Here is a 16,701-nt window from a genome sequence, read left to right as displayed (position 1 = left end):
TCAAGAGGACGGAGCCTCGATTAGTTTTGGAAGCGGAGCGGGCTGGAGAACGACACGGCGAAGTTGGCGTTCGTCGAGGAGACGTCCTGGCCGAAGTCGATGTAGGCCACGAGCGGATCGGCCGAGGACGTGCCAGTCGACTTGTAGATGACCGCGCCGTGGGCGGTGACAGTCGCGGTCGTCCAGGTGACGGCCGAGAAGGTCAGGTCCAGGCGCGCGTTGGTGGTGTCCTTGGTGACGGTCACGGTCGTGGCCACGCCGCCGGAGGTGTAGCCGGTGCCGCTGGCCTCGTTGGTGACGTCCGAGCGCTTGAGGTGCGTGGACTTGTTGGCGGTGTAGCTGGAAGTAACCAGCATCACGTAGAAGGAATCGGTGTCCATATCGATCGAGCCGGTGAGGACATCGTTCAGATAAGACATATAGACGAGCGAAGCCATTAGGTGCTCCCTGAAGGCCGGTTAGAACTGATTGGGTGGAAGGACTGACCGGCCCCCGGTCAGAATTCGCCGCCGTCGATGGTGACGTTGGTGAAGGTCACGCCGGTGATCGTGCCGCCGGTGATGGCGACTGCGTCGGCGTCTTGTTCGGCCATGGTGCCGAGGTCTGCCGTGCCCGCGCCCGTGCCGGTCTCGCCGACGTAGCGGTAGGCCTCGATGTAGACCCCGTTGCCGGCGGCCGAGAGGGTGCCGGACCCGACCGTGGCGGCCTTGCCCGAGGGGATCGTGCCGGTGAACATCAGGACACCGGCGGCGTAGTCGAACACGAACTCTTCGTCGGTCGTGTCCGGGTAGATGCGGGCGGCAGGGCCGCCGTTGGGGTCGCCCAGGTAGACCTTGGCGGCGTATCCCGACCCGAAGGAGGGCGGGATGAAGTTGGTCTGGCGGGTGCTGGTCGTCCCGTAGGTCGAGGTCGCCAGCCACGCGATGTTGGGAGAGGTGGGATCGGTCGTCATCCGCACGCGCGAGGCGCCGGTGAGGACCGAAACCGGGAAGGTGGTCGAGGAGGGCGGGCTTGCAGGGATGTCCCCGCCGTCGGACCAGATGCTCGCCGGCAGGACCGGGGCGGCGGAGGGGATCGTCTCGTTCGAGGCGAACTTGGCGCTCGCCCCCGCCGTCTTCGACGTGCCGAAGAACCGCTTCCAGAGGAAGTCGATCTTCTCGCTGTCGAGGATCGCCATGGGTTAGTTGGTGAAGCTGAGCGCCGTGACCGACTGGCCCGAGGTGAGCTTGATGCGCACCAGGATTTGGTTGTCGGTGGCGTTGGTGGAGGACTGGGTGCCGAAGGTGATCTGGTAGGTGCCCGAGGCGCCGGCCATCACCGTGCCCTGGGCGCAGCCGGCGTTGGTGTCGCCGCTCTCGCCGGGCACGCCCGCGCCGTCGTAGGCCTGGAAGGCGTTCATCCAGCCGTTGGTGGCGTTGGGGGCGATCGACGACTGGTCGGTCACGCCCGGCAGCTTCACCCAGCAGCCGGCGTAGGAGCCGGTGATGACGATCTTGAAGGCCGACAGGGCGCTGCGGTTGAAGCTGAAGGTGGCGTACTGGGCGCCCGAGCGACCGGACGACAGGTCGGGGCCCTGAGGCAGGACGTTGACCGAGTAGTTGGTCTGGTCGTGCGCCAGAACGCCGGCAACGACCGTGGCCTCGTAGGTCGCCAGGGTCGCGGCGGCGTCCCAGGCGGCGGTCGAGCCGGTGGGGGTGTCGCCCGTGCCCAGGCTGACGCGCACGGCGTTGTTGCTGTTGGGCGAGGAGCCCAGGCCGCTGACCGGGATCGAGGTCTCGTCGACCTTGGTGGCGGCGGCCGTGCCGGACTTGACCAGGATGGTCGGGCCGTTGAGGTCGGCGGCGGTGGAGGCGCCGTTGGGGTTCTTCACCGAGCCGGTCAGCTTGCCGGAGGCATGGACCGAGCCGTTGACGTTGACGGTCACGGCGGTGATGGCCGTGGCGGCCGTCGTCTGGGCGGCGATCGGCGTGGTCACGCCCAGGTTGGCCCAGGTGTAGGTCTGGCTGGAGATGATGGAGTTGGTGCCGGCGATCGTCAGCGGGTCGGTCCCGCCGTAGTAGGTCTCGCCCGAGAGGTTGGAGATCGAGCCGTTGACGGTCAGGGTCGCGCCCGAGCCGTAGTGTGGGACGCTGGAGCTGTAGACCAGCGTGCCGGCGGCCTTCTGAACGACGCTGGCGCCGGAGATCACCGACTTGGCGGTCAGGCTGTCGCGGACGAAGAAGACGGTGCCGGTGTTGCCCGCGCCCGAGTGCTTGATCTGGAAGCTGTTGACGCCGGCCGAGACGGCCGCGAGCGTGGCCTGGATGTTGATCGACTTCCAGAAGCCGGGGGTGGCGGTGGGGTAGTCGGCCTGACCACTGATGACGAGGCCGTTGTAGGTCCCGTCGTCGCCCGTGCCGGTCAGGACGCGCGAGCCGTTGACCGCGCCGTTGACCAGCAGCGAGACGGTGCCGGACTTGCCCGGGCCCATGGTCGAAAAGGCGTTCGAGGTGACGCCGGCTGCGGTGATGCGGGTCACCGAGGAGCCAGCAGTCAGGGTCGAGGCGCCGCTGTTGTCGGTGACGCCCGAGGCCAGATACGGCGTGCTGCCGGCGCTGTTGGAGACGGTGAGGCTGGTCGAGCCCGGGAACGCCGTCGGCTGGGCCGGGATCAGCAGCCCCAAGACCTCGTTGATCTGATCGACGGCCTCGGAGACGGGGGTTTCATCGCTGAGCGAGATCGCGCCGTCCGCCCAGCTGCCGTCGCCGCCGGTGACGATGCCGCCTAGCGGGATCGCAAAGCCGTCGGTGGCGATCGAGCCGGCCGCGCCCGAGGCGGTCTGCTTGACCGCCAGCAGCTCTTCGTTGAGCAGGTCGATGGCTTCGCTGATGGTGGTGTCGTCGGCCAGCTCGACGGCGCCGTCGCCCCAGGAGCCATCGCCGGTGTCGGTGGCGGCCGTGCCCAGCGGCAGGTCGAAGCCCGAGGTCGCGCTGGCGTCGCCGACGCCGGTGGCGCCGTTGTAGCCGTAGGCCTCCAGGAAGACGCCGTTGTCAGCGGCCGAGAGGGTGCCGGACCCGACGGTGGCGGCCTTGCCCGAGGGGATGGTGCCGGTGAACATCAGCACGCCCGCGCCGTAGTCGAAGACGAACTCCTCGCCCGTGGTGTCGGGATAAATGCGCGCGGCCGGGCCGACATTGGGGTCGCCCAGGTAGACCTTCACGGCGTAGCTGGAGCCGAAGGTGTAGGGGATGAAGCTGGTCAGGCGCGTGGAGACGTCGCCTTGGGTGGAGGTGGCGAACCACGCGACGTTAGCCGGCGCGGTGGGGTCGGCCGTCATGGCGATGCGGTCGGCGCCGGCGTAGACGCGCACGGGCGCGGTCGTGACGCTGGGGGCGGCGGCCGGGATCGAGGCGGCGTCCTTCCAGATGTTTGTCGGATAGACGATGATCGGCGAGGAGACGGTTTCGTTCGACGCGAACTTGGTGCTGGCGGCAGCGGTCTTGCTGACGCCGCCGATCAGACGCTTCCAGAGGAAGTCGATCTTCTCGGAATCGAGAATGGCCACTCAGGGCGCTCCTTAAGAGGTAAAGGCGAGAGCGGTGAGGGACTGCCCCGCAGTCAGCTTGATCCGCACAAGGATTTCGTTGTCGTCGGAGGAGGTGGAGGACTGGGTCCCGAGGGTGATCTGGAAGGTCCCCGACCCGCCGCTCATCACCGTGCCCAGGGCGCACCCGCAGAGGGTGTCGCCGGCTTCGCCCGGCGCGCCGGCTCCGTCGTAGGGGGAGAAGGCGTTCCACCAGCCGCCGGGGGCGTTGGGGCTGATGGCAGTGTCGTCCGACACGCCGGGAAGCTTGATCCAGCAGCCGGCGTAGGAGCCGGTGATGGCGATCTTGAAGGCCGAGAGCCGCGAGCGCTGGAAGGCGAAGGTGGCGTACTGGGCGCCGCTGCGCCCGCTCGACAGGTCGGGGCCCTGAGGCAGGACGCCGGCCGAATAGTTGGTCTGGTCGTGGGCCAGGACGCCGGCCACGCAGGCGGCTTCCCAGATGTCCAGGGCCGCGCTCTGGTCCCAGTCGCCGCCCAGCTCGTCGGGGGTGTCCCCGTCGATCATGGCGATGCGGTAGGCGTTCAGGGCGTTTGGCGAAGAGCCCAGGTCGGTGACCGGGATGCTCATCTCGTCCAGGCCATTGGAGCCGTTCTTGACCAGGAGGATGGTCGAGGCCAGCGCCTTGGAGGTGGAGCCGTTGACGTTGGTCACGGCGACCGAAACCGTGCCCTTGGCCGTGACCGAGCCGTTGACGCTGATGGTCTGGGCGGGGAGCACGTGTGCGGCGGTGTCGTCGACCGCCAGGGGCGTGGAGATGCCAATGTCGCTCCAGGACCGCGAGGACGAGGAGAGGATGCTGTTGGTCGCCGAGAAGGTGACCGGCGAGCCGCCGTAGTAGGTCTGGCCCGAGAGCCCGGCGATGGTCAGGCCCGCCGTGAGGGTGGCGCCCGTGCCGTAGTGGGGGACCCCCGAAGAGTAGGCCAGGGTCCCTTGGGACTTCTCGGCGAGGGAGACGCCCGACACGGTGGGCGAGCTGGTGAAGCTGTCCCGAACGAAGAACACCTCCGAGGTCGAACCGGCCTCGGAGTGCAGCAGCTGGAACTTGTCGACGCCGACGGGCACGGCCGCGCCGCTGACGGCGATGTTGATGGACTTGTAGAAGCCCGGCGTGCTGGCCGGATAGTCGGCTTGGCCCGAGATCACGAGGCCGTCGTAGGTCCCGTCATCACCCGCGCCGGTGAGGGCGTGGGAGGCGGCGAGGGCGCCGTTGATCTTGAGGCTGATGGTCCCGGACTTGCCCGGGCCCATGGTGGAGAAAGTGTTGGAGCTGACGCCCGCAGCGACGATGCGGGTGACCGAGCCGCCGGCCGCCAGGGTGCTGGAGGCGTTGTCGGTGAAGCCGGTGGCCAGACGCGGGGTGTTGCCCGAGCTGTTGGACACCGAAAGCGCCGTCGAGCCGGGGAAGTCGGCAGGCGCGCTGGGCAGCAGCAGCGCCAGGACCTCGTTCATCCGGTCGATCGCCTCGGAGACGGGGGTGACGCTGGTCAGGTTGACCGCGCCGCCGTCGAAGCTGCCGTCACCGTCGACGGCCGCGTCGCCCAGGAGGATCGAGTAGCCGTCGCCGCCCGTGGAGGAGGACGAGCTGGTGGAGGTCGACCAGCTGGCGCCGACGGCCGCGTCCATGACGCCGGCCGTCACGCCCTCGGCCTCAGGCGGAGCGATGATCGTCAGGACGCTCGCCCGCCGGGTCTCGAAGTCGCAGTTGGCGTCGGCGTGGATGTCGCACTCGATCGACAGGCTGAGCGCCTGGGCGGGTGCGGCTTCGGTGACGGCGCGCAGGGTGACGTCGATCCCAGCGTCGACGCTGATGTCGACGGTGGCCATCGAGTTAGCGCAGGCGGATGTTGATGTCGTCGATGGGGAGGGCGACGGCCTTGCCGGTCAGGACGGTGCGCTCGGTGCGCAGGCGTCCGTAAATCTTCAGGTCGCCGGCCGCGTCGAAGATGCCGAAGTAGGAGACCGCGTCCCAGTCGGAGGTCACCGCCGGGCCAAAGGTCACGGCGGCGCTGTTGCTCAGGAGCGTGACGCCCTCGTCCCGGGTCGTGGTGAGCGACACCGGCTGGCGCGCGTAGCCAGCGGCCGTGTCGGGCTCGGTCACCTCGGTGCCGTCCGGGTTCGGCGCGCCGGTCAGCAGCCCGAGGTAGAGGTCATCCCCCCAGGCTGCCAGGATCGCCGAATGCGTGCTGTAGGAGAGGTTGGGCACGCCGCTAAGCCTTAGGCGGCCGTCTTGCGGGTGCGCACGCGCTTGGCCGGGGCTTCTTCAGCCACATCGGCTTCGGCTTCAGCTTCGGCCTCGACGTCGGCCTCAGCGTCCAGGGCGTCGTAGTCGACGGCGCCGGTGTAGTCGAGCTGGGGCAGGGTGCTGGGCGAATTGGTCTCGGTGTTCTTGCCGGCGCGGTCGAGGACTTCCTGCGACTGCGGCTTGTCCGAGGGGGCCTTTGTCCGGAGGTTCGGAGCGTAGGCGGCCGGCTGCGAGGGCAGGCGCGGGTGCCACGTCCAGCCCGAGCCGACGACCTTGTCGCGAGCGTTGGCCTTGGACTTCAGGTGGCGCGTGCCATCGGGCGAATAGACGGGAACGAGGTCAGCCATGTTCTACTTTTTGGGAAGGGGAAGGAGGGCGTAGACGCGGAGATGCTCACGCGTGCGCGTAGGGATTTTCTGGCATACAACCCCCTCAATGTCAAGAAACGGCGTCACTCGCAGCGTTTCTGGGGGTGGCTTCCGGCAAAGAAAAAGGGTCGGCCCAGGGGGCCGACCCTTCAAGTCCTTGTCCGTGACGGAGGCTGATTAGGCCTTCGACAGCGGCGCCGCGAAGGCGTAGTAGGTGACCGACGAGTTGGCGTCCAGGTCGTGGGCGATCTGGAGGTAGCCGGCGTCGGTGTCGCCCAGGGCCAGGGTGGCCGGGTCGAACTTCAGGACGATCGGCTCGCCGACCAGACCCGAGGCCAGGACGACCGTACCAGCCGGAACGTCGGTGGCGTTGGCCTTGTTGGCGTCCAGGGTCTGGAGCTTCAGCGAGGCGGTGCCGGTCAGGCCCGAGACGTAGATGACCACGTCGAAGGGCGGTTGGCCGAAGAGACCCTTCAGGTCGCCACGGCCGGCGTACAGGCGGTGCAGGTCGATGACGCCGCCGCCGACGCCGTCAGCCGTGACAGCGGCGCTGCCCGGCGCACGAAGCGCGAGCGACGCGTCGTACATGTGCTTGATCTTGGAGTTCATCTAAGAAGGTCCGTTCTCAAAAGGGGGAGGGCGAGAGGGTTGGGTGGTCGATTACTCGACCACCGCCGCCTTCTTGATGCCGTAGATGCGGGCCGCAGCGCGGCCGTGGAACACGGCGAGGCTGATCAGCCACTGGATGCGGGTGCGGAACACCGGCTTGTCCTGGACGTGGCCCAGGTCCTCGACTTCCATGACGCCGTTCTGGAGGCCCATGACGCCGTCGTCGCCGATCTTCAGGATGTAGATCGAGGTGCCTTCGTCGTCACCGCCGCCCGGGCAGGCTTCGTTGAAGTCGATGACTTGGTTGCCCTCGTCATCGTAGTCGGTGACCATGATCGGCAGATCGTTGTAGAACGCGATCTTGTCGCCGAAGTCGTCCTTGTCCCAGGTGATGAAGCCGGCGATCGACGTCTTGCGCGAAGCAGCCGACAGCAGGTTGCGCATGCGCTTGGACATGAGCAGGTGGGTGGCGCCGTCGACGGCGTCGATCGCTTCATCCAGGACCTGGAGCGACAGGGGGTCGCCGCCTGCGGTCTCGCCAGCGGCGAACAGCTGCGAGCCGACGATGCGCTTGCGCAGGCCGTCGAATTCACGCGGGTCGTTCTCGCTGTCGCCGTTGATGATCTTGCCGGCCAGGAAGAGAGCGAGGGCCTTGACCTTCATCTTCTCTTGCTGGGTCCGCACGTTCGGACCGTGGGTCTTGATCAGGGCGGTATCGACGTCCAGGTCGCCACCGACGATGCGGAGGACTTCGACTTGGCTGTTGATGACGCCGACGCCGTTCGTGTAGCCTTCGTTGAAGCCACGGAACGCGACGCCCGGCAGCTTGCCTTCTTGGGCGTAGGCGTAGGAACCGCCGGGGACGTCCATGAAGGGGATGACCTTCAGGAGGTCCGGATGCGCGAACAGGGCGATGACGCCAGCGCGCTTAACCTCGTCGGCGCCCAGGGCCAGCGCCGAGGCTTCCATAAGAGTCAGTGCAGCCACTTTGGCTTGCTCCTTAGGTGATGTGAGCTGAGCGGTTTGAGGAGGCGGCCCCCGCCTCGGGCTCCCCCTCGGTCGCCCAGCGAGCACCGAGGGAATGGATTTCAGGGCGCGCGCTTGGGCGGGCCCGGATGGGGTGCGAAGAGCTGTCCTGGTCGCTGCCGTGGGCGCGCAGTCAGGGCTCTGTCGAAGGCTCGATCGAGCAAATTGGTCGCCGGTTTTTCGGGTGTCCGGCACACCCTGCCGCTAGGGGGAGAGCGGCGTGCCGGCCTTGACGCTGCCGGCGTTGTCGGGACCCTTGGTAGGCGGTCCACACCCTCCCGCCCGGTCTGTTGGGCGCGGAATTTCGTGAGGCTTACAGGCCCTGCGAGCGGTCGCCGTTGGCCAGGGCCAGCAGGTCGCCGCCACGCAGCTTCAGCAGGTCGGCTTGGGTCTTGCCGTGCTGGCCGCGCTTCTCGCCCGAGCCGCCCGCGCCGCCGCCGTGGGTGCCGGCGAAGTAGTGCGGGCACTCGTCCTTCAGCTTGGCGATCCACTCCTTGGGCTGGATCGGCGAGCCGCCGTCAGCGCCGTAGACCTGGAGGTCGCCCTGGTAGGCCAGGACCTTGCCGTCGTCGTTGCAGCGCCAGACGCCGAGGGCGCGCTGGAGGATGTCCGGGACGGCGTGCGGCAGGACGCCCGAAGCCGGGTCGATCGCCGCGTCCTTGATGAACGAGGTGACCTTGTCGCGGCGGTAGGCCGAGTCCAGGTCGGTGTACTTCTGCTTCCAGAGGCCGGTTTCGCGGCTTTGGCCGCGCAGCTGCTCTTCGGACTGCTTGCGCATGTCGTCGGTGCGGCGCAGGACCTCTTCTTCGATCTTGCGGCTGTCGGTCAGCTGACCGTCCTTGACCCGCGTCGCGGTCGCGCGCAGCTCGGCCAGTTCGGTGGTGAAGGCGGTCGCGTCCTCACCGACGATCGGCGCCAGGACAGCCACCTGATCCTTCAGAGCGTCGCGCTCCTTGACCAGATTGATGTTGGTCTCACGGAACTCGTCGAGACGGTTCTGCGAGGTCAGATTGATGGTGATCTTGTCGCCCTCGACCTTGGCGTCGTTGCGCAGGGCTTCGGGGATTTGTTCGAGGGACTCGAACGTGAAAATCGGCATTCGTGCTTCTCAGGAGGCCTGTGACCCACAGGCAATGGCGTGACGACCCGTCGCGTCGCGAGAATGAGACCCAGAGCGTCGGTGCGCCGGGCTATGTGTTCGGGATTGACGACACATCTAGCAAAAAAGATGCTAAATGTCAAGAAATGACGTCACTGAGGGGTTGCGCGCCGACTCGCTATGTGCTAGTCGCCGGCCCTTTGGCCATCTTGTGGACGAAGCCGTACTTGCGGCGGTCCGCGGCCGACTTTTCCTTGTGGCACGGGGACTTGCAGAGGATTTGGACGTTCTCCGGCTCCCAGAATTCCCAGTCTCCGAAGGCCATGAACAGAGGCATGACGTGGTCGGCTTCCCAGGGCTCGTCGAGGTAGCGCCAGACCTTCTTGCAGGACGCGCAGTGGCCGCCGTCGCGGAAGAAGACGTGCCGGCGCAGCGTGCGACTGTCGGTGCGCAGGAGGAAGGCGCCGTAGCAGCGCTGGGAGCACCAGGACTTGCGACGGTTGAGGGCGCCGTTGGGGCGCATGATCGGGCAGCCGCACCAACGGCAGTAGCCGGGCGCGGGCCGATACAGCACCGCCGGATGGGTGCGGTGATTGAACTTGGTCATCTTGGGGAGGGGCTCGACGCCGAGGGCGGAGCGGGCCGGGCGGGCCAGCGAAACGTCAAAGGCCCGCCGGGCGGGCCGGCGGGCTTAGTTCGGGGGAAGGGCGGTCAGGTCAGGACCAGCGGCGGTGGGACGGCTCGCGGCCGTGACGGCGCTTGTATTCCTTGGCCCAGGCCCGGTAGTTGTCCCGGCGCAGCTGGGCCATGGCGGCGCGGTCCTCGCGCAGCTCGCGGGGCTCGATTTCGGTCTCGATCTTCTTGATGATCTCGATGCTGCCCAGGTCGTGGGGATCGGCGCAGCCGGTGGAGTACCAGTGGCCATCCTGGACGCGGATGGGCTCAGCCACATCGTCGTCGTCGGCGATGACGGCCAGATAGAAGCCGTTCTCGATGGTCTTGGGCTGGGTGGTGTCGGTCATGTGCGGGGGTCTAGAGGCGGGTGTCGTCGTCGCCGTCGTCGATGTCGGGCGGCGTGGAGGTCGAAACGCCGGTCTTGAAGTCGTGCTGGGCGATGGAGCCATCCTGGCCGATGGAGAGGCCGGCGATCCAGTCGATGGCGACGCCTCGGAACGGCTGAGGGTTGCCGAAGCGGGCCTTGCAGTCGGCCAGGGAGCGATTGTCGACATCGAGCACGCCGGCCGCAGGCTGGAAGGCCAGGGCCGGCATGTTCAGCACGTAGCGCGTGACGTAGGCGTCGCGCTCTTCGTCCAGATGGGTCTCGACGTGGTCGATTTGATGCTGATGGCCCTCGACCTGCCGGCTGACGATGAAGAAGCGCTCGGCCACTAGGCCGCCAGAACGGTGTCGTGCTCGGCGATCGCGGCCTCGACCTTGTCGATGATCTCCTGGGTGGCCTCGGTGGAGACCTCGCGGGTGGCCGTGGCGCGGACGATGGCTTCCTGGCGCCGGCGCTCGCCCTCGATTGGGCTCAGGAGCGGGCGCAGCGAGGAGTGGCCGACGAGGTATTTTTTCAGGGTCATGGGAGGGTTCCGGTTAGCGGATGAGGCTGGAGAAGAGCCCGCCGAAGAGCGGCAGGCGGGGGAAGATGTGGTCGCCGTCCTTGCGCTGCTTGCGGTCGGAGAGGGCCTGGAGCCGGCGCGCCTGATGCTGGTGCATGCGCTCGCAGAAGGTGACGCCGACGTCGCCGTCGGGGTCGGTGTAGACGTAGAGCGGGATGTTGCCCTCCTGGGCCTCCTTGGTCTTGTAGACCAGGGGCCAGTAGACCCGCAGGCGCTGAACGGAGGCTGGGTTCTCCATGGCGTGGAAGGGCCCTTCACCGTCGATGAAGACGTCGCTGCCGCCATCGGCCGTGGGCAGGATGAAGCGGATGAGGTCGGGATCGACCAAGGCGTGGTCGGGGGCGGCGCCGCGAAGGGTGAGACGGATCATTCGGCAATCCCCATGGTCTCCAGGATGCCCTCGGCGCGGGCGCCGCGCCGGACGATGTGCCAGCGCATGCTTTCCAGGATGCGCCTAGCCAGAGCCGGCTCGATGGTGATCTCGGCCGGGGACTCGTCGCTGCGGTGGCAGGCCGACGCCAGCGCGATCGTCAGCGGCGAAGGCGCGGCCTTCAGGGCGGTCAGCACGGCCTCGACCTGGAGGTCGGCCTCCTTCAGCTCGACGCATTCGCGCACCAGCTCGGCGGCCTTCATGACTTGGTCGTAGTTGAGGGTCATCAGATGAACAGGAAGTCGCCGCCGCGCGCGATGACGGGCCGGACGTTGGCGAAAAACCAGCCGGCGAAGTCCTCGGCCGTCAGCGACTTGCTGCGGAACCAAGTCTCGCTCGGATAGCGGACGTAGGCGGCCGACACATGGACGCCGGTCAGCGGCTGCATGGCGGGCCGAAAGAGGATGCGCTCCTCCCGGGGGTCCAGGTGCTCGCGCATCACCTTGGCGGTGGTCTCGTCCTCGACGACGATCAGAGCCTTGAGGTCGGCCATGGTCACTGGACCACGCACAGGGAGCCGCCGGGGCGCAGCTTCAGGCGGATGTTCTCGTCGAGCGTCTTCTGGAAGGTCCCGTCGTCGTCGAAGGCGCCGTTCATCCGGCCCGGCTGCGGGCGAACCACGAAGATGTCGCTGGCGCGGTAGCCCATGAGGGGAGCGCGGAGCGAACGCACGATGATGCGCTTGCCTTCGGGGTCGAGCGCGCGCCCGAGCCTGAGGGCGTCGTCTTCGCCGGGCACCAGAATGAGGATCTTCTCCTGCGAAGGAGCGTCCTTGGCCTTGAGGGCGGCCACCTCGGCTTCCAGCTCAGCGATCCGCTCCCGCTGCTCGAAGAAGCCCGACAGCTCCTCAAGCGTGCCGCTCAGGCGCAGCTCAGCGACGGGTGCGAGTCCTGCGACGGCGGTTGGAGCCGCCGGGGGCGTCTCGCCCCTGATGATGAACATGCCGGCTTCGGAGAAGGCGTCCGAGACGGTGCGGACCAGGGAGCGGGCGCGGTTGTAGTCGAGCAGGTGGGTGTCGACGGCGCCCAGGAGGACCTCGAAGACCTCGTCAGGTGGCACGGCGGTGGCGCGAGAGGTGAAGCTCATTGGCTCTCAGCCCATTCCAGGAGCTGCACGGCCTTGTCGTCGAGGGCGAAGCCCTGGATGTCGCGCAGGCAGTAGCGGATGTAGTCGGGATCGGTGCGGATCACCTGCTCGACCGTCTCCTCGCGGTATTTGCCGAAGGCCATGGTCATCGACAGGGCGTAGACGGGCGGGCGGCGGCGCAGGCTGTAGGCGGCCATGCGGAAGAAGGTGTCGACGTCGCTGCCAACGGCCTTCTGGCGCGCTTCGATGTCGGCCAGCAGCTTCTTGGGCAGACGCACGACGACGGAAACCTCCTCATCGTCCAGGTAGCGCCGGTTGCGCTGCTCGGTGCGCTCGTCCCGGAGGGTCTTGCTGACCTCGTGGGGCTTGAGCCCCGCCATCTGGTCGAACTTGGGCCGCTTCTTGCGGGTCTTGGAGGTGAACATCAGGCGTGACCGGCGATCTGGCCCATGAAGGGCGCGCCCGGGGCCCGCGCGGCGCGCAACGCCCGCTCGTCGGGGCTCAGGCCGACCTTTTCCCAGCGCTCCAGGAGGTGATCCTCAAACATCTGAGGGGTGAGGGCCTCGTTCATCGGCTTGGTGTCGAAGACCGCGCCCAGGTCGGGGTTCTCGACCATGAACAGGCGGGTGAAGTAGGCGATGGCGCCGTTGGGCACCTTAAACTCCTCACCCTCGGTCTCGATCTCGGTTTCCCAGCGCACGCGGTTGGCGATCAGCCAGCCCGAGAGGCTGCGGTGGCCAGATTGCACGGCCTTGCGGGTGAAGAGGCTGAAGAGGTCATAGAACTGCGGGTTCTGGATGTCCCACTTGGCCCAGCGCTTGAAATCCATCAGGCGGTTCCTTGGAAGGCGGATTGGTCGTGAGGGAAGGCGGCCTGGACCTGGGCCCTGGCCGAAACGGTGGTCGCCAGAGCCTTGCGGAGGCGTTCGGCGCGCTCGTTGGTGATGACGTAGTCGCTGCCCACGATCACTGGCGCGGGATGGGCGAAGAGGTCCGCCGGGACGGCTGAAGGGCTGGGCAGGACGCCACCCTCGGCGTAGCTCGCTGCTTGAGCCTTCTCGGCGGCCTCGGCCTCGGCGAGGTGGGCCAAGACGTTGGGGTACTTCTCGACGACGCGCCGGGCGAACTCGGCGAAGTCAGGGCGAGGACGCTTGGGCGGCGAGGGCGTAGGCTCGACCGGCTGGGCGTAGGGCCCGTCCTTGTCGGTCAGCTCGGCCCAGCGGGCGATGAAGGCATGCTTGGCCTGACGCGGCGTCCACGGCGTGATCTTCACCGGCAGCGGCTCGGGGAGGTTATCCCAGGCGCCGGGCGGCATCAGGTCGCGCTTCTCGGTGGCCAGCATCAGCATGTCGATGCGCTTGACCGCCTCGGGCTCTTCCTTGGCGAGGCCGTAGGTCTTGGCGATCGACAGGCGCACGGCCGCTTCCAGGCGGATGTAGCCGGGCAGCAGCTGCTTGAGCGGCGAGACCTTGTCGCCCAGCACGGTCTCGGTGGCGTCGTGAAGGAGCGCCTCCAGCTCGTAGCCGGGCTCGCAGTACATGGACGCCAGGACGCAGTGCTGGGCGGTCGAGTAGATGCGGTCCTCGTCGACCGTATGGCCGTTGAAGCGGCACTGCTTGGACAGGCCGTGGGCGATGTCCTCGATCGACAGCGGCGTGCTGTCGGGTCGCTGGAAGTCGAAGTAGGCGCCCGAGGCCAGCTGGATGCGCGGCGCCATCTTCAGGCGCGGTTGCATCTCGGCGAGGTAGAACTCGGCCAGCTGCTTGATGGTCGGCGCCACCTCCAGCAGCTTCAGCGTGCCGGCGCGCGCCTTGTGGGCGTAGAGGGCCAGCATGTCGAGCGGGCGGCGCTCGTTGATCTGCGGCGCGCTCACGGCAGGGCGTACCGGAAGGCGGCGTAAGCGATGCCCGCCAGGATCAGGACGACCACGGCGAAGACCACGTACTGGCCGACGGGTGGGCGCTCGGCGATCAGGTCGGGGAGGCTGTACCAGATGCCCAGGGCCATGTAGGCCGAGGCCAGGACGCCGATGATGAACGCGCCAAAGCGCAGGATCATGTCCAGGGAGTGGATCACGGGAATTCCAGGGTTGGGATCAGCCTAGGGCGGCGGCCAGGAAGCCGGCCGAGCCGATCGAGACGATGAGAAGAAGGGCCAGGAGCAGAACCCGGGCCGACACGCTGGGCGTGCGCTCCGGATCAAGTGCGCGGGCGGCCAGGACGATGACCGCGACGCAGAGAAGGAAGAGACCTGCGCTGCCGAGGCGGTCGTGGAAGCTGGAGGCGATCACGGGCTGAAGACCCCGGTCGCGACGAGGAAGGCCTGGGCCACCATGGCGGCGTCGCGGCTGACCCGGTCATCGACCGGATAGGTCCTGCTGTAGAGGCGCAAAGCGGCTTGCTGGAGCTGCTCGGGCGTCATGTGTAGGATGGAGCCGCGCTCGGCGCCCGGCGGGCCGATAATGCTGTGGTCGCCGTTGTCCTCGACCACGACCCAGTTGGCGGGGATCGCTGGATAGATCATGGCGTCAGCCCAAAGACGATCAGCAGCAGCGCCACGGCGCCGAACAGCAGCTCGATCCAGGTCAGGACCGTGGCGGTCGGGCTGGGGCGCGGCTCGAACTTGCGGTGCAGGGCCAGCACCAGCAGGCCACTGAAGGCGAAGGCGACGCCCGCCAGGAGGGCGGTCAGCTTGGCGAAGATGATCAGGACGGCGGCGATCACGCGTGGACCCCCGAGAAGGCTATTCGGCTCAGCAGCCCGCCCAGCAGGCAGAGCGTGGCGGCCGAGACGTAGGTGACCTTGGGCCAGCCGCCGAACTGGGCCATGGCGAGGGTCTTGCCGCTGTAGAAGCTGGCCGTGAAGGCGGCGAAGAAGAAGCCCAGCCGGACGATGATCTCCAGGACGCTCATCGCAGGAACACCCCGCTGGCGATCATGACGGCCGCGCAGGCGGCCAGGACGTAGGCGAAGCCCATCTCCATGCCGGCGTGTAGGCGCTCAGCGGCTTGGTCGCCCTGCCAGTCCCAGAGGATCAGCGGCTCTTGCAGCCCGCTGCGGATCAGGATGGCGGCTATGATGGCTAGGGTCAGGCCCAGCCAGATGAGAGCGAGGCGCAAGGCCTCCATCGCGAACTCGACCATCAGAAGAGCCCCGTGAGGATCAGCACCACGCCGACGGCCGCTTCGATGCCGCGCAGGACGGTGGCGGTGTTGATCTCGATGTCGGTGAAGGGGTGGGTCTGGTCGCCGGCCGCGTCGACGAAGCCGGTCCAGCCGTCGACGAGGAGGAGCATGCCCAGGACCAGCGGCACGAGGTGGCCGGCGAGCGAGAGGAGCGCGCCGATCATGCGAGCACCGAGCAGAGGAAGGTGTTGAGGGCCAGGATCGCCCAGGCCAGCACGATCAGCGCCAGTCCCGAGAAGGCCGTGCGCACGCAGCGGCGCAGGCGGGCCTTGCGCTCGGTTTCCAGGCGCTCGCGCGCCTCGTCGGTCTTGGCGGAGGTCTGGTCCGAAGCGGCGGCCAGCTGGGCGCCGTTGCAGGCCCCGATGCCGATCACGATGAGGGCGATGACGCCGATCGCGAAGGCCAGGAAGTTGATGATGTAGAACAAGGTGGTCGCCGTGTGTCGTCGTTTTCTGACACACGTTGTAGGCCGGCTAGAAATCCAGTGTCAAGAAATGACGACACAAGAATCGTCGAATGACGCCAAAAATCGACAAAGCCCGCCGGCTGGAGAGCGGGCGGGCCTTGCTGGGTCAGGGATTTTGCAGCTGGCGGGCCTTGCTGGGTCAGGGATTTTGCAGCTGGCGGGCGTTTCGGCGGGCCTGCCTGAAGCGGTGGCTGTCGCGGGCGAGCTTGGCCAGCTGGCGCAGGCGATCGACGCGCACCACCACGACGTCGGCGCCGGGCTTGGCGGTCAGCTCGTCGATGTAGCTGAGAAGGCCTAGAGGGTTCTGGGTCATCGCGGCTGGGGTCTCTCGAAGGTGACCATCTCGGGCCCGTCGACGGCGGTGGCGAACTCGGGGTCCACCCACTTGCGCATGTCATCGCCGGCAAGGTCGGCCCAGGCCTGAAACTCGATGCGGCGCGAGAGCGGCACGAGGAACCAGCGGCAGTCGCCGTCGCTGCCGAGGAAGAACCTACCAGACACGGGTGAAAGCCTTGGCGAAGCGGTCACGCCGTACTCGAGTCACGCGGGCCCAGGTGCAGGCCACGCCGTTGATCTCGTAGGGCTGGACCCAGACGAAGTCGGGGCTGGCCTCGACCACGTGGACGCGGCGGTCCTGGCGCTTGTCGTTGTCGCGGTAGGCCGCGCCGATGGTGACGGTGTCAGTCTTCAAGGCTGATCTCGAACTCGCCGACCGGCACGATCGAGCCGGGGCTGAAAATCTGGGTGGCGAGGCCCTGGCGGACCAGCTCCAGGCAAAGCTCGTCCTGACGGGACCCGTAGGCGGTGAAGACCCGCAGCTGCGCATGCGGGAAGGCCGGATCGCGCTCTGCGATCTGCTGGGCGCGCCAGTCGCGGGCGTCCTGTTCGATGGGCGGGGTCATGGCGTCTCGGATGAATGGGCGCCTCCCGCTTCGAGGCCTTCCGATACGCTCTCCTTACGAGACGACCTCGGAACACGGTGCTGGCG

The 16,701-nt window shown here is 67.6% G+C and carries 32 protein-coding genes; all 32 read right to left on the bottom strand.

What is annotated here, in order from left to right:
• Nucleotides 1-20: 20 nt before the first annotated feature.
• The 32 genes from AC07NS_RS17920 to AC07NS_RS17765 all read right to left on the bottom strand — a co-directional run bounded on the left by AC07NS_RS17920 (nucleotide 21) and on the right by AC07NS_RS17765 (nucleotide 16,615).
• Entirely contained in the window at nucleotides 21-437 is a 417-nt protein-coding gene (locus tag AC07NS_RS17920; protein WP_494605400.1) for a hypothetical protein, read from the bottom strand.
• A gap of 59 nt (nucleotides 438-496) precedes the next feature.
• Complete coding sequence (locus tag AC07NS_RS17915) at nucleotides 497-1,177, bottom strand: hypothetical protein (protein WP_494605398.1); 681 nt, start codon at nucleotides 1,175-1,177, stop codon at nucleotides 497-499.
• A 3-nt stretch (nucleotides 1,178-1,180) separates the two neighbouring features.
• Nucleotides 1,181-3,544 carry a hypothetical protein gene (locus AC07NS_RS17910; protein WP_494605396.1) on the bottom strand — a complete coding sequence of 788 codons (2,364 nt, stop codon included), beginning with the start codon at nucleotides 3,542-3,544 and terminating at the stop codon, nucleotides 1,181-1,183.
• Nucleotides 3,545-3,556: 12 nt separating this feature from the next.
• Complete coding sequence (locus AC07NS_RS17905) at nucleotides 3,557-5,407, bottom strand: autotransporter outer membrane beta-barrel domain-containing protein (RefSeq protein ID WP_494605394.1); 1,851 nt, start codon at nucleotides 5,405-5,407, stop codon at nucleotides 3,557-3,559.
• A 4-nt stretch (nucleotides 5,408-5,411) separates the two neighbouring features.
• Nucleotides 5,412-5,786, bottom strand: coding sequence for a phage tail fiber protein (locus tag AC07NS_RS17900; RefSeq protein WP_494605392.1), 375 nt, complete (start codon nucleotides 5,784-5,786; stop codon nucleotides 5,412-5,414).
• An 11-nt stretch (nucleotides 5,787-5,797) separates the two neighbouring features.
• Nucleotides 5,798-6,172 (bottom strand): hypothetical protein, encoded by a 375-nt coding sequence (locus tag AC07NS_RS17895; RefSeq protein WP_494605390.1) that lies wholly within the window; start codon nucleotides 6,170-6,172, stop codon nucleotides 5,798-5,800.
• A 198-nt stretch (nucleotides 6,173-6,370) separates the two neighbouring features.
• On the bottom strand, nucleotides 6,371-6,802 hold the full coding sequence (locus tag AC07NS_RS17890) for a hypothetical protein (RefSeq protein WP_494605388.1): 432 nt from the start codon (nucleotides 6,800-6,802) through the stop codon (nucleotides 6,371-6,373).
• 51 nt (nucleotides 6,803-6,853) lie between these two features.
• Nucleotides 6,854-7,789 carry a major capsid protein gene (locus AC07NS_RS17885; RefSeq protein WP_494605387.1) on the bottom strand — a complete coding sequence of 312 codons (936 nt, stop codon included), beginning with the start codon at nucleotides 7,787-7,789 and terminating at the stop codon, nucleotides 6,854-6,856.
• Between the two features lie 352 nt (nucleotides 7,790-8,141).
• Nucleotides 8,142-8,927, bottom strand: a complete 786-nt coding sequence (locus AC07NS_RS17880) for a hypothetical protein (RefSeq protein ID WP_494605386.1) — start codon at nucleotides 8,925-8,927, stop codon at nucleotides 8,142-8,144.
• 178 nt (nucleotides 8,928-9,105) lie between these two features.
• Entirely contained in the window at nucleotides 9,106-9,534 is a 429-nt protein-coding gene (locus AC07NS_RS17875) for an HNH endonuclease (protein ID WP_494605384.1), read from the bottom strand.
• A gap of 109 nt (nucleotides 9,535-9,643) precedes the next feature.
• A complete protein-coding gene (locus AC07NS_RS17870) occupies nucleotides 9,644-9,949 on the bottom strand; it encodes a hypothetical protein (protein ID WP_494605382.1) in 306 nt (101 codons plus the stop codon).
• Nucleotides 9,950-9,959: 10 nt separating this feature from the next.
• Nucleotides 9,960-10,316, bottom strand: coding sequence for a hypothetical protein (locus AC07NS_RS17865; RefSeq protein WP_494605380.1), 357 nt, complete (start codon nucleotides 10,314-10,316; stop codon nucleotides 9,960-9,962).
• Nucleotides 10,316-10,510: a hypothetical protein gene (locus tag AC07NS_RS17860; RefSeq protein ID WP_494605378.1), complete on the bottom strand. Its 195-nt coding sequence runs from the start codon at nucleotides 10,508-10,510 to the stop codon at nucleotides 10,316-10,318. Before AC07NS_RS17860 ends, AC07NS_RS17865 begins: the two co-directional genes overlap by 1 nt.
• Nucleotides 10,511-10,523: 13 nt before the next feature.
• Nucleotides 10,524-10,919, bottom strand: a complete 396-nt coding sequence (locus AC07NS_RS17855; protein WP_494605376.1) for a hypothetical protein — start codon at nucleotides 10,917-10,919, stop codon at nucleotides 10,524-10,526.
• The gene (locus AC07NS_RS17850; RefSeq protein ID WP_494605374.1) at nucleotides 10,916-11,206 is read right to left on the bottom strand and encodes a hypothetical protein; all 291 of its coding nucleotides are present in this window, start codon (nucleotides 11,204-11,206) and stop codon (nucleotides 10,916-10,918) included. Before AC07NS_RS17850 ends, AC07NS_RS17855 begins: the two co-directional genes overlap by 4 nt.
• The gene (locus tag AC07NS_RS17845; protein WP_494605371.1) at nucleotides 11,206-11,472 is read right to left on the bottom strand and encodes a hypothetical protein; all 267 of its coding nucleotides are present in this window, start codon (nucleotides 11,470-11,472) and stop codon (nucleotides 11,206-11,208) included. Before AC07NS_RS17845 ends, AC07NS_RS17850 begins: the two co-directional genes overlap by 1 nt.
• A gap of 2 nt (nucleotides 11,473-11,474) precedes the next feature.
• Entirely contained in the window at nucleotides 11,475-12,065 is a 591-nt protein-coding gene (locus AC07NS_RS17840) for a hypothetical protein (protein WP_494605369.1), read from the bottom strand.
• Nucleotides 12,062-12,490 (bottom strand): exodeoxyribonuclease X C-terminal domain-containing protein, encoded by a 429-nt coding sequence (locus AC07NS_RS17835; RefSeq protein ID WP_494605367.1) that lies wholly within the window; start codon nucleotides 12,488-12,490, stop codon nucleotides 12,062-12,064. The genes AC07NS_RS17840 and AC07NS_RS17835 overlap by 4 nt, the downstream gene beginning before the upstream one ends.
• Entirely contained in the window at nucleotides 12,490-12,894 is a 405-nt protein-coding gene (locus AC07NS_RS17830; RefSeq protein ID WP_494605365.1) for a hypothetical protein, read from the bottom strand. The genes AC07NS_RS17835 and AC07NS_RS17830 overlap by 1 nt, the downstream gene beginning before the upstream one ends.
• Nucleotides 12,894-13,937, bottom strand: coding sequence for a hypothetical protein (locus tag AC07NS_RS17825; protein ID WP_494605363.1), 1,044 nt, complete (start codon nucleotides 13,935-13,937; stop codon nucleotides 12,894-12,896). The genes AC07NS_RS17830 and AC07NS_RS17825 overlap by 1 nt, the downstream gene beginning before the upstream one ends.
• Entirely contained in the window at nucleotides 13,934-14,140 is a 207-nt protein-coding gene (locus tag AC07NS_RS17820) for a hypothetical protein (protein ID WP_494605362.1), read from the bottom strand. The genes AC07NS_RS17825 and AC07NS_RS17820 overlap by 4 nt, the downstream gene beginning before the upstream one ends.
• A 19-nt stretch (nucleotides 14,141-14,159) precedes the next feature.
• Nucleotides 14,160-14,354 (bottom strand): hypothetical protein, encoded by a 195-nt coding sequence (locus tag AC07NS_RS17815; RefSeq protein ID WP_494605360.1) that lies wholly within the window; start codon nucleotides 14,352-14,354, stop codon nucleotides 14,160-14,162.
• Nucleotides 14,351-14,587, bottom strand: coding sequence for a hypothetical protein (locus tag AC07NS_RS17810; protein ID WP_494605358.1), 237 nt, complete (start codon nucleotides 14,585-14,587; stop codon nucleotides 14,351-14,353). The genes AC07NS_RS17815 and AC07NS_RS17810 overlap by 4 nt, the downstream gene beginning before the upstream one ends.
• Entirely contained in the window at nucleotides 14,584-14,787 is a 204-nt protein-coding gene (locus AC07NS_RS17805) for a hypothetical protein (protein WP_494605356.1), read from the bottom strand. The genes AC07NS_RS17810 and AC07NS_RS17805 overlap by 4 nt, the downstream gene beginning before the upstream one ends.
• Nucleotides 14,784-14,975 carry a hypothetical protein gene (locus tag AC07NS_RS17800; protein ID WP_494605354.1) on the bottom strand — a complete coding sequence of 64 codons (192 nt, stop codon included), beginning with the start codon at nucleotides 14,973-14,975 and terminating at the stop codon, nucleotides 14,784-14,786. Before AC07NS_RS17800 ends, AC07NS_RS17805 begins: the two co-directional genes overlap by 4 nt.
• Complete coding sequence (locus AC07NS_RS17795) at nucleotides 14,972-15,205, bottom strand: hypothetical protein (protein ID WP_494605352.1); 234 nt, start codon at nucleotides 15,203-15,205, stop codon at nucleotides 14,972-14,974. The genes AC07NS_RS17800 and AC07NS_RS17795 overlap by 4 nt, the downstream gene beginning before the upstream one ends.
• Nucleotides 15,205-15,411 (bottom strand): hypothetical protein, encoded by a 207-nt coding sequence (locus AC07NS_RS17790; RefSeq protein ID WP_494605351.1) that lies wholly within the window; start codon nucleotides 15,409-15,411, stop codon nucleotides 15,205-15,207. The genes AC07NS_RS17795 and AC07NS_RS17790 overlap by 1 nt, the downstream gene beginning before the upstream one ends.
• The gene (locus AC07NS_RS17785) at nucleotides 15,408-15,674 is read right to left on the bottom strand and encodes a hypothetical protein (protein WP_494605349.1); all 267 of its coding nucleotides are present in this window, start codon (nucleotides 15,672-15,674) and stop codon (nucleotides 15,408-15,410) included. The genes AC07NS_RS17790 and AC07NS_RS17785 overlap by 4 nt, the downstream gene beginning before the upstream one ends.
• A gap of 178 nt (nucleotides 15,675-15,852) precedes the next feature.
• Nucleotides 15,853-16,026, bottom strand: a complete 174-nt coding sequence (locus AC07NS_RS17780; protein WP_494605348.1) for a hypothetical protein — start codon at nucleotides 16,024-16,026, stop codon at nucleotides 15,853-15,855.
• Entirely contained in the window at nucleotides 16,023-16,214 is a 192-nt protein-coding gene (locus AC07NS_RS17775; RefSeq protein WP_494605346.1) for a hypothetical protein, read from the bottom strand. Before AC07NS_RS17775 ends, AC07NS_RS17780 begins: the two co-directional genes overlap by 4 nt.
• Entirely contained in the window at nucleotides 16,204-16,404 is a 201-nt protein-coding gene (locus AC07NS_RS17770; protein ID WP_494605344.1) for a hypothetical protein, read from the bottom strand. Before AC07NS_RS17770 ends, AC07NS_RS17775 begins: the two co-directional genes overlap by 11 nt.
• Nucleotides 16,394-16,615 carry a hypothetical protein gene (locus AC07NS_RS17765; RefSeq protein WP_494605342.1) on the bottom strand — a complete coding sequence of 74 codons (222 nt, stop codon included), beginning with the start codon at nucleotides 16,613-16,615 and terminating at the stop codon, nucleotides 16,394-16,396. Before AC07NS_RS17765 ends, AC07NS_RS17770 begins: the two co-directional genes overlap by 11 nt.
• Between the last annotated feature and the right edge of the window lie 86 nt (nucleotides 16,616-16,701).

The sequence above is a fragment of the Caulobacter sp. GW821-FHT10A10 genome (assembly GCF_059415745.1).
The sequence above is the reverse complement of the archived record's forward strand: the minus strand, read 5'-3'. Positions and strand labels throughout refer to the sequence as shown.

Excerpts from the sequence above, each read along its gene's own strand:
- AC07NS_RS17920 (WP_494605400.1), bottom strand. The coding sequence starts at position 437 with ATGGCTTCGCTCGTCTATATGTCTTATCTGAACGATGTCCTCACCGGC.
- AC07NS_RS17915 (WP_494605398.1), bottom strand. The coding sequence starts at position 1,177 with ATGGCGATCCTCGACAGCGAGAAGATCGACTTCCTCTGGAAGCGGTTC.
- AC07NS_RS17905 (WP_494605394.1), bottom strand. The coding sequence starts at position 5,407 with ATGGCCACCGTCGACATCAGCGTCGACGCTGGGATCGACGTCACCCTG.
- AC07NS_RS17895 (WP_494605390.1), bottom strand. The coding sequence starts at position 6,172 with ATGGCTGACCTCGTTCCCGTCTATTCGCCCGATGGCACGCGCCACCTG.
- AC07NS_RS17890 (WP_494605388.1), bottom strand. The coding sequence starts at position 6,802 with ATGAACTCCAAGATCAAGCACATGTACGACGCGTCGCTCGCGCTTCGT.
- AC07NS_RS17880 (WP_494605386.1), bottom strand. The coding sequence starts at position 8,927 with ATGCCGATTTTCACGTTCGAGTCCCTCGAACAAATCCCCGAAGCCCTG.
- AC07NS_RS17875 (WP_494605384.1), bottom strand. The coding sequence starts at position 9,534 with ATGACCAAGTTCAATCACCGCACCCATCCGGCGGTGCTGTATCGGCCC.
- AC07NS_RS17870 (WP_494605382.1), bottom strand. The coding sequence starts at position 9,949 with ATGACCGACACCACCCAGCCCAAGACCATCGAGAACGGCTTCTATCTG.
- AC07NS_RS17860 (WP_494605378.1), bottom strand. The coding sequence starts at position 10,510 with ATGACCCTGAAAAAATACCTCGTCGGCCACTCCTCGCTGCGCCCGCTC.
- AC07NS_RS17855 (WP_494605376.1), bottom strand. The coding sequence starts at position 10,919 with ATGATCCGTCTCACCCTTCGCGGCGCCGCCCCCGACCACGCCTTGGTC.
- AC07NS_RS17850 (WP_494605374.1), bottom strand. The coding sequence starts at position 11,206 with ATGACCCTCAACTACGACCAAGTCATGAAGGCCGCCGAGCTGGTGCGC.
- AC07NS_RS17845 (WP_494605371.1), bottom strand. The coding sequence starts at position 11,472 with ATGGCCGACCTCAAGGCTCTGATCGTCGTCGAGGACGAGACCACCGCC.
- AC07NS_RS17840 (WP_494605369.1), bottom strand. The coding sequence starts at position 12,065 with ATGAGCTTCACCTCTCGCGCCACCGCCGTGCCACCTGACGAGGTCTTC.
- AC07NS_RS17835 (WP_494605367.1), bottom strand. The coding sequence starts at position 12,490 with ATGTTCACCTCCAAGACCCGCAAGAAGCGGCCCAAGTTCGACCAGATG.
- AC07NS_RS17830 (WP_494605365.1), bottom strand. The coding sequence starts at position 12,894 with ATGGATTTCAAGCGCTGGGCCAAGTGGGACATCCAGAACCCGCAGTTC.
- AC07NS_RS17810 (WP_494605358.1), bottom strand. The coding sequence starts at position 14,587 with ATGATCTATCCAGCGATCCCCGCCAACTGGGTCGTGGTCGAGGACAAC.
- AC07NS_RS17800 (WP_494605354.1), bottom strand. The coding sequence starts at position 14,975 with ATGAGCGTCCTGGAGATCATCGTCCGGCTGGGCTTCTTCTTCGCCGCC.
- AC07NS_RS17795 (WP_494605352.1), bottom strand. The coding sequence starts at position 15,205 with ATGGTCGAGTTCGCGATGGAGGCCTTGCGCCTCGCTCTCATCTGGCTG.
- AC07NS_RS17790 (WP_494605351.1), bottom strand. The coding sequence starts at position 15,411 with ATGATCGGCGCGCTCCTCTCGCTCGCCGGCCACCTCGTGCCGCTGGTC.
- AC07NS_RS17780 (WP_494605348.1), bottom strand. The coding sequence starts at position 16,026 with ATGACCCAGAACCCTCTAGGCCTTCTCAGCTACATCGACGAGCTGACC.
- AC07NS_RS17765 (WP_494605342.1), bottom strand. The coding sequence starts at position 16,615 with ATGACCCCGCCCATCGAACAGGACGCCCGCGACTGGCGCGCCCAGCAG.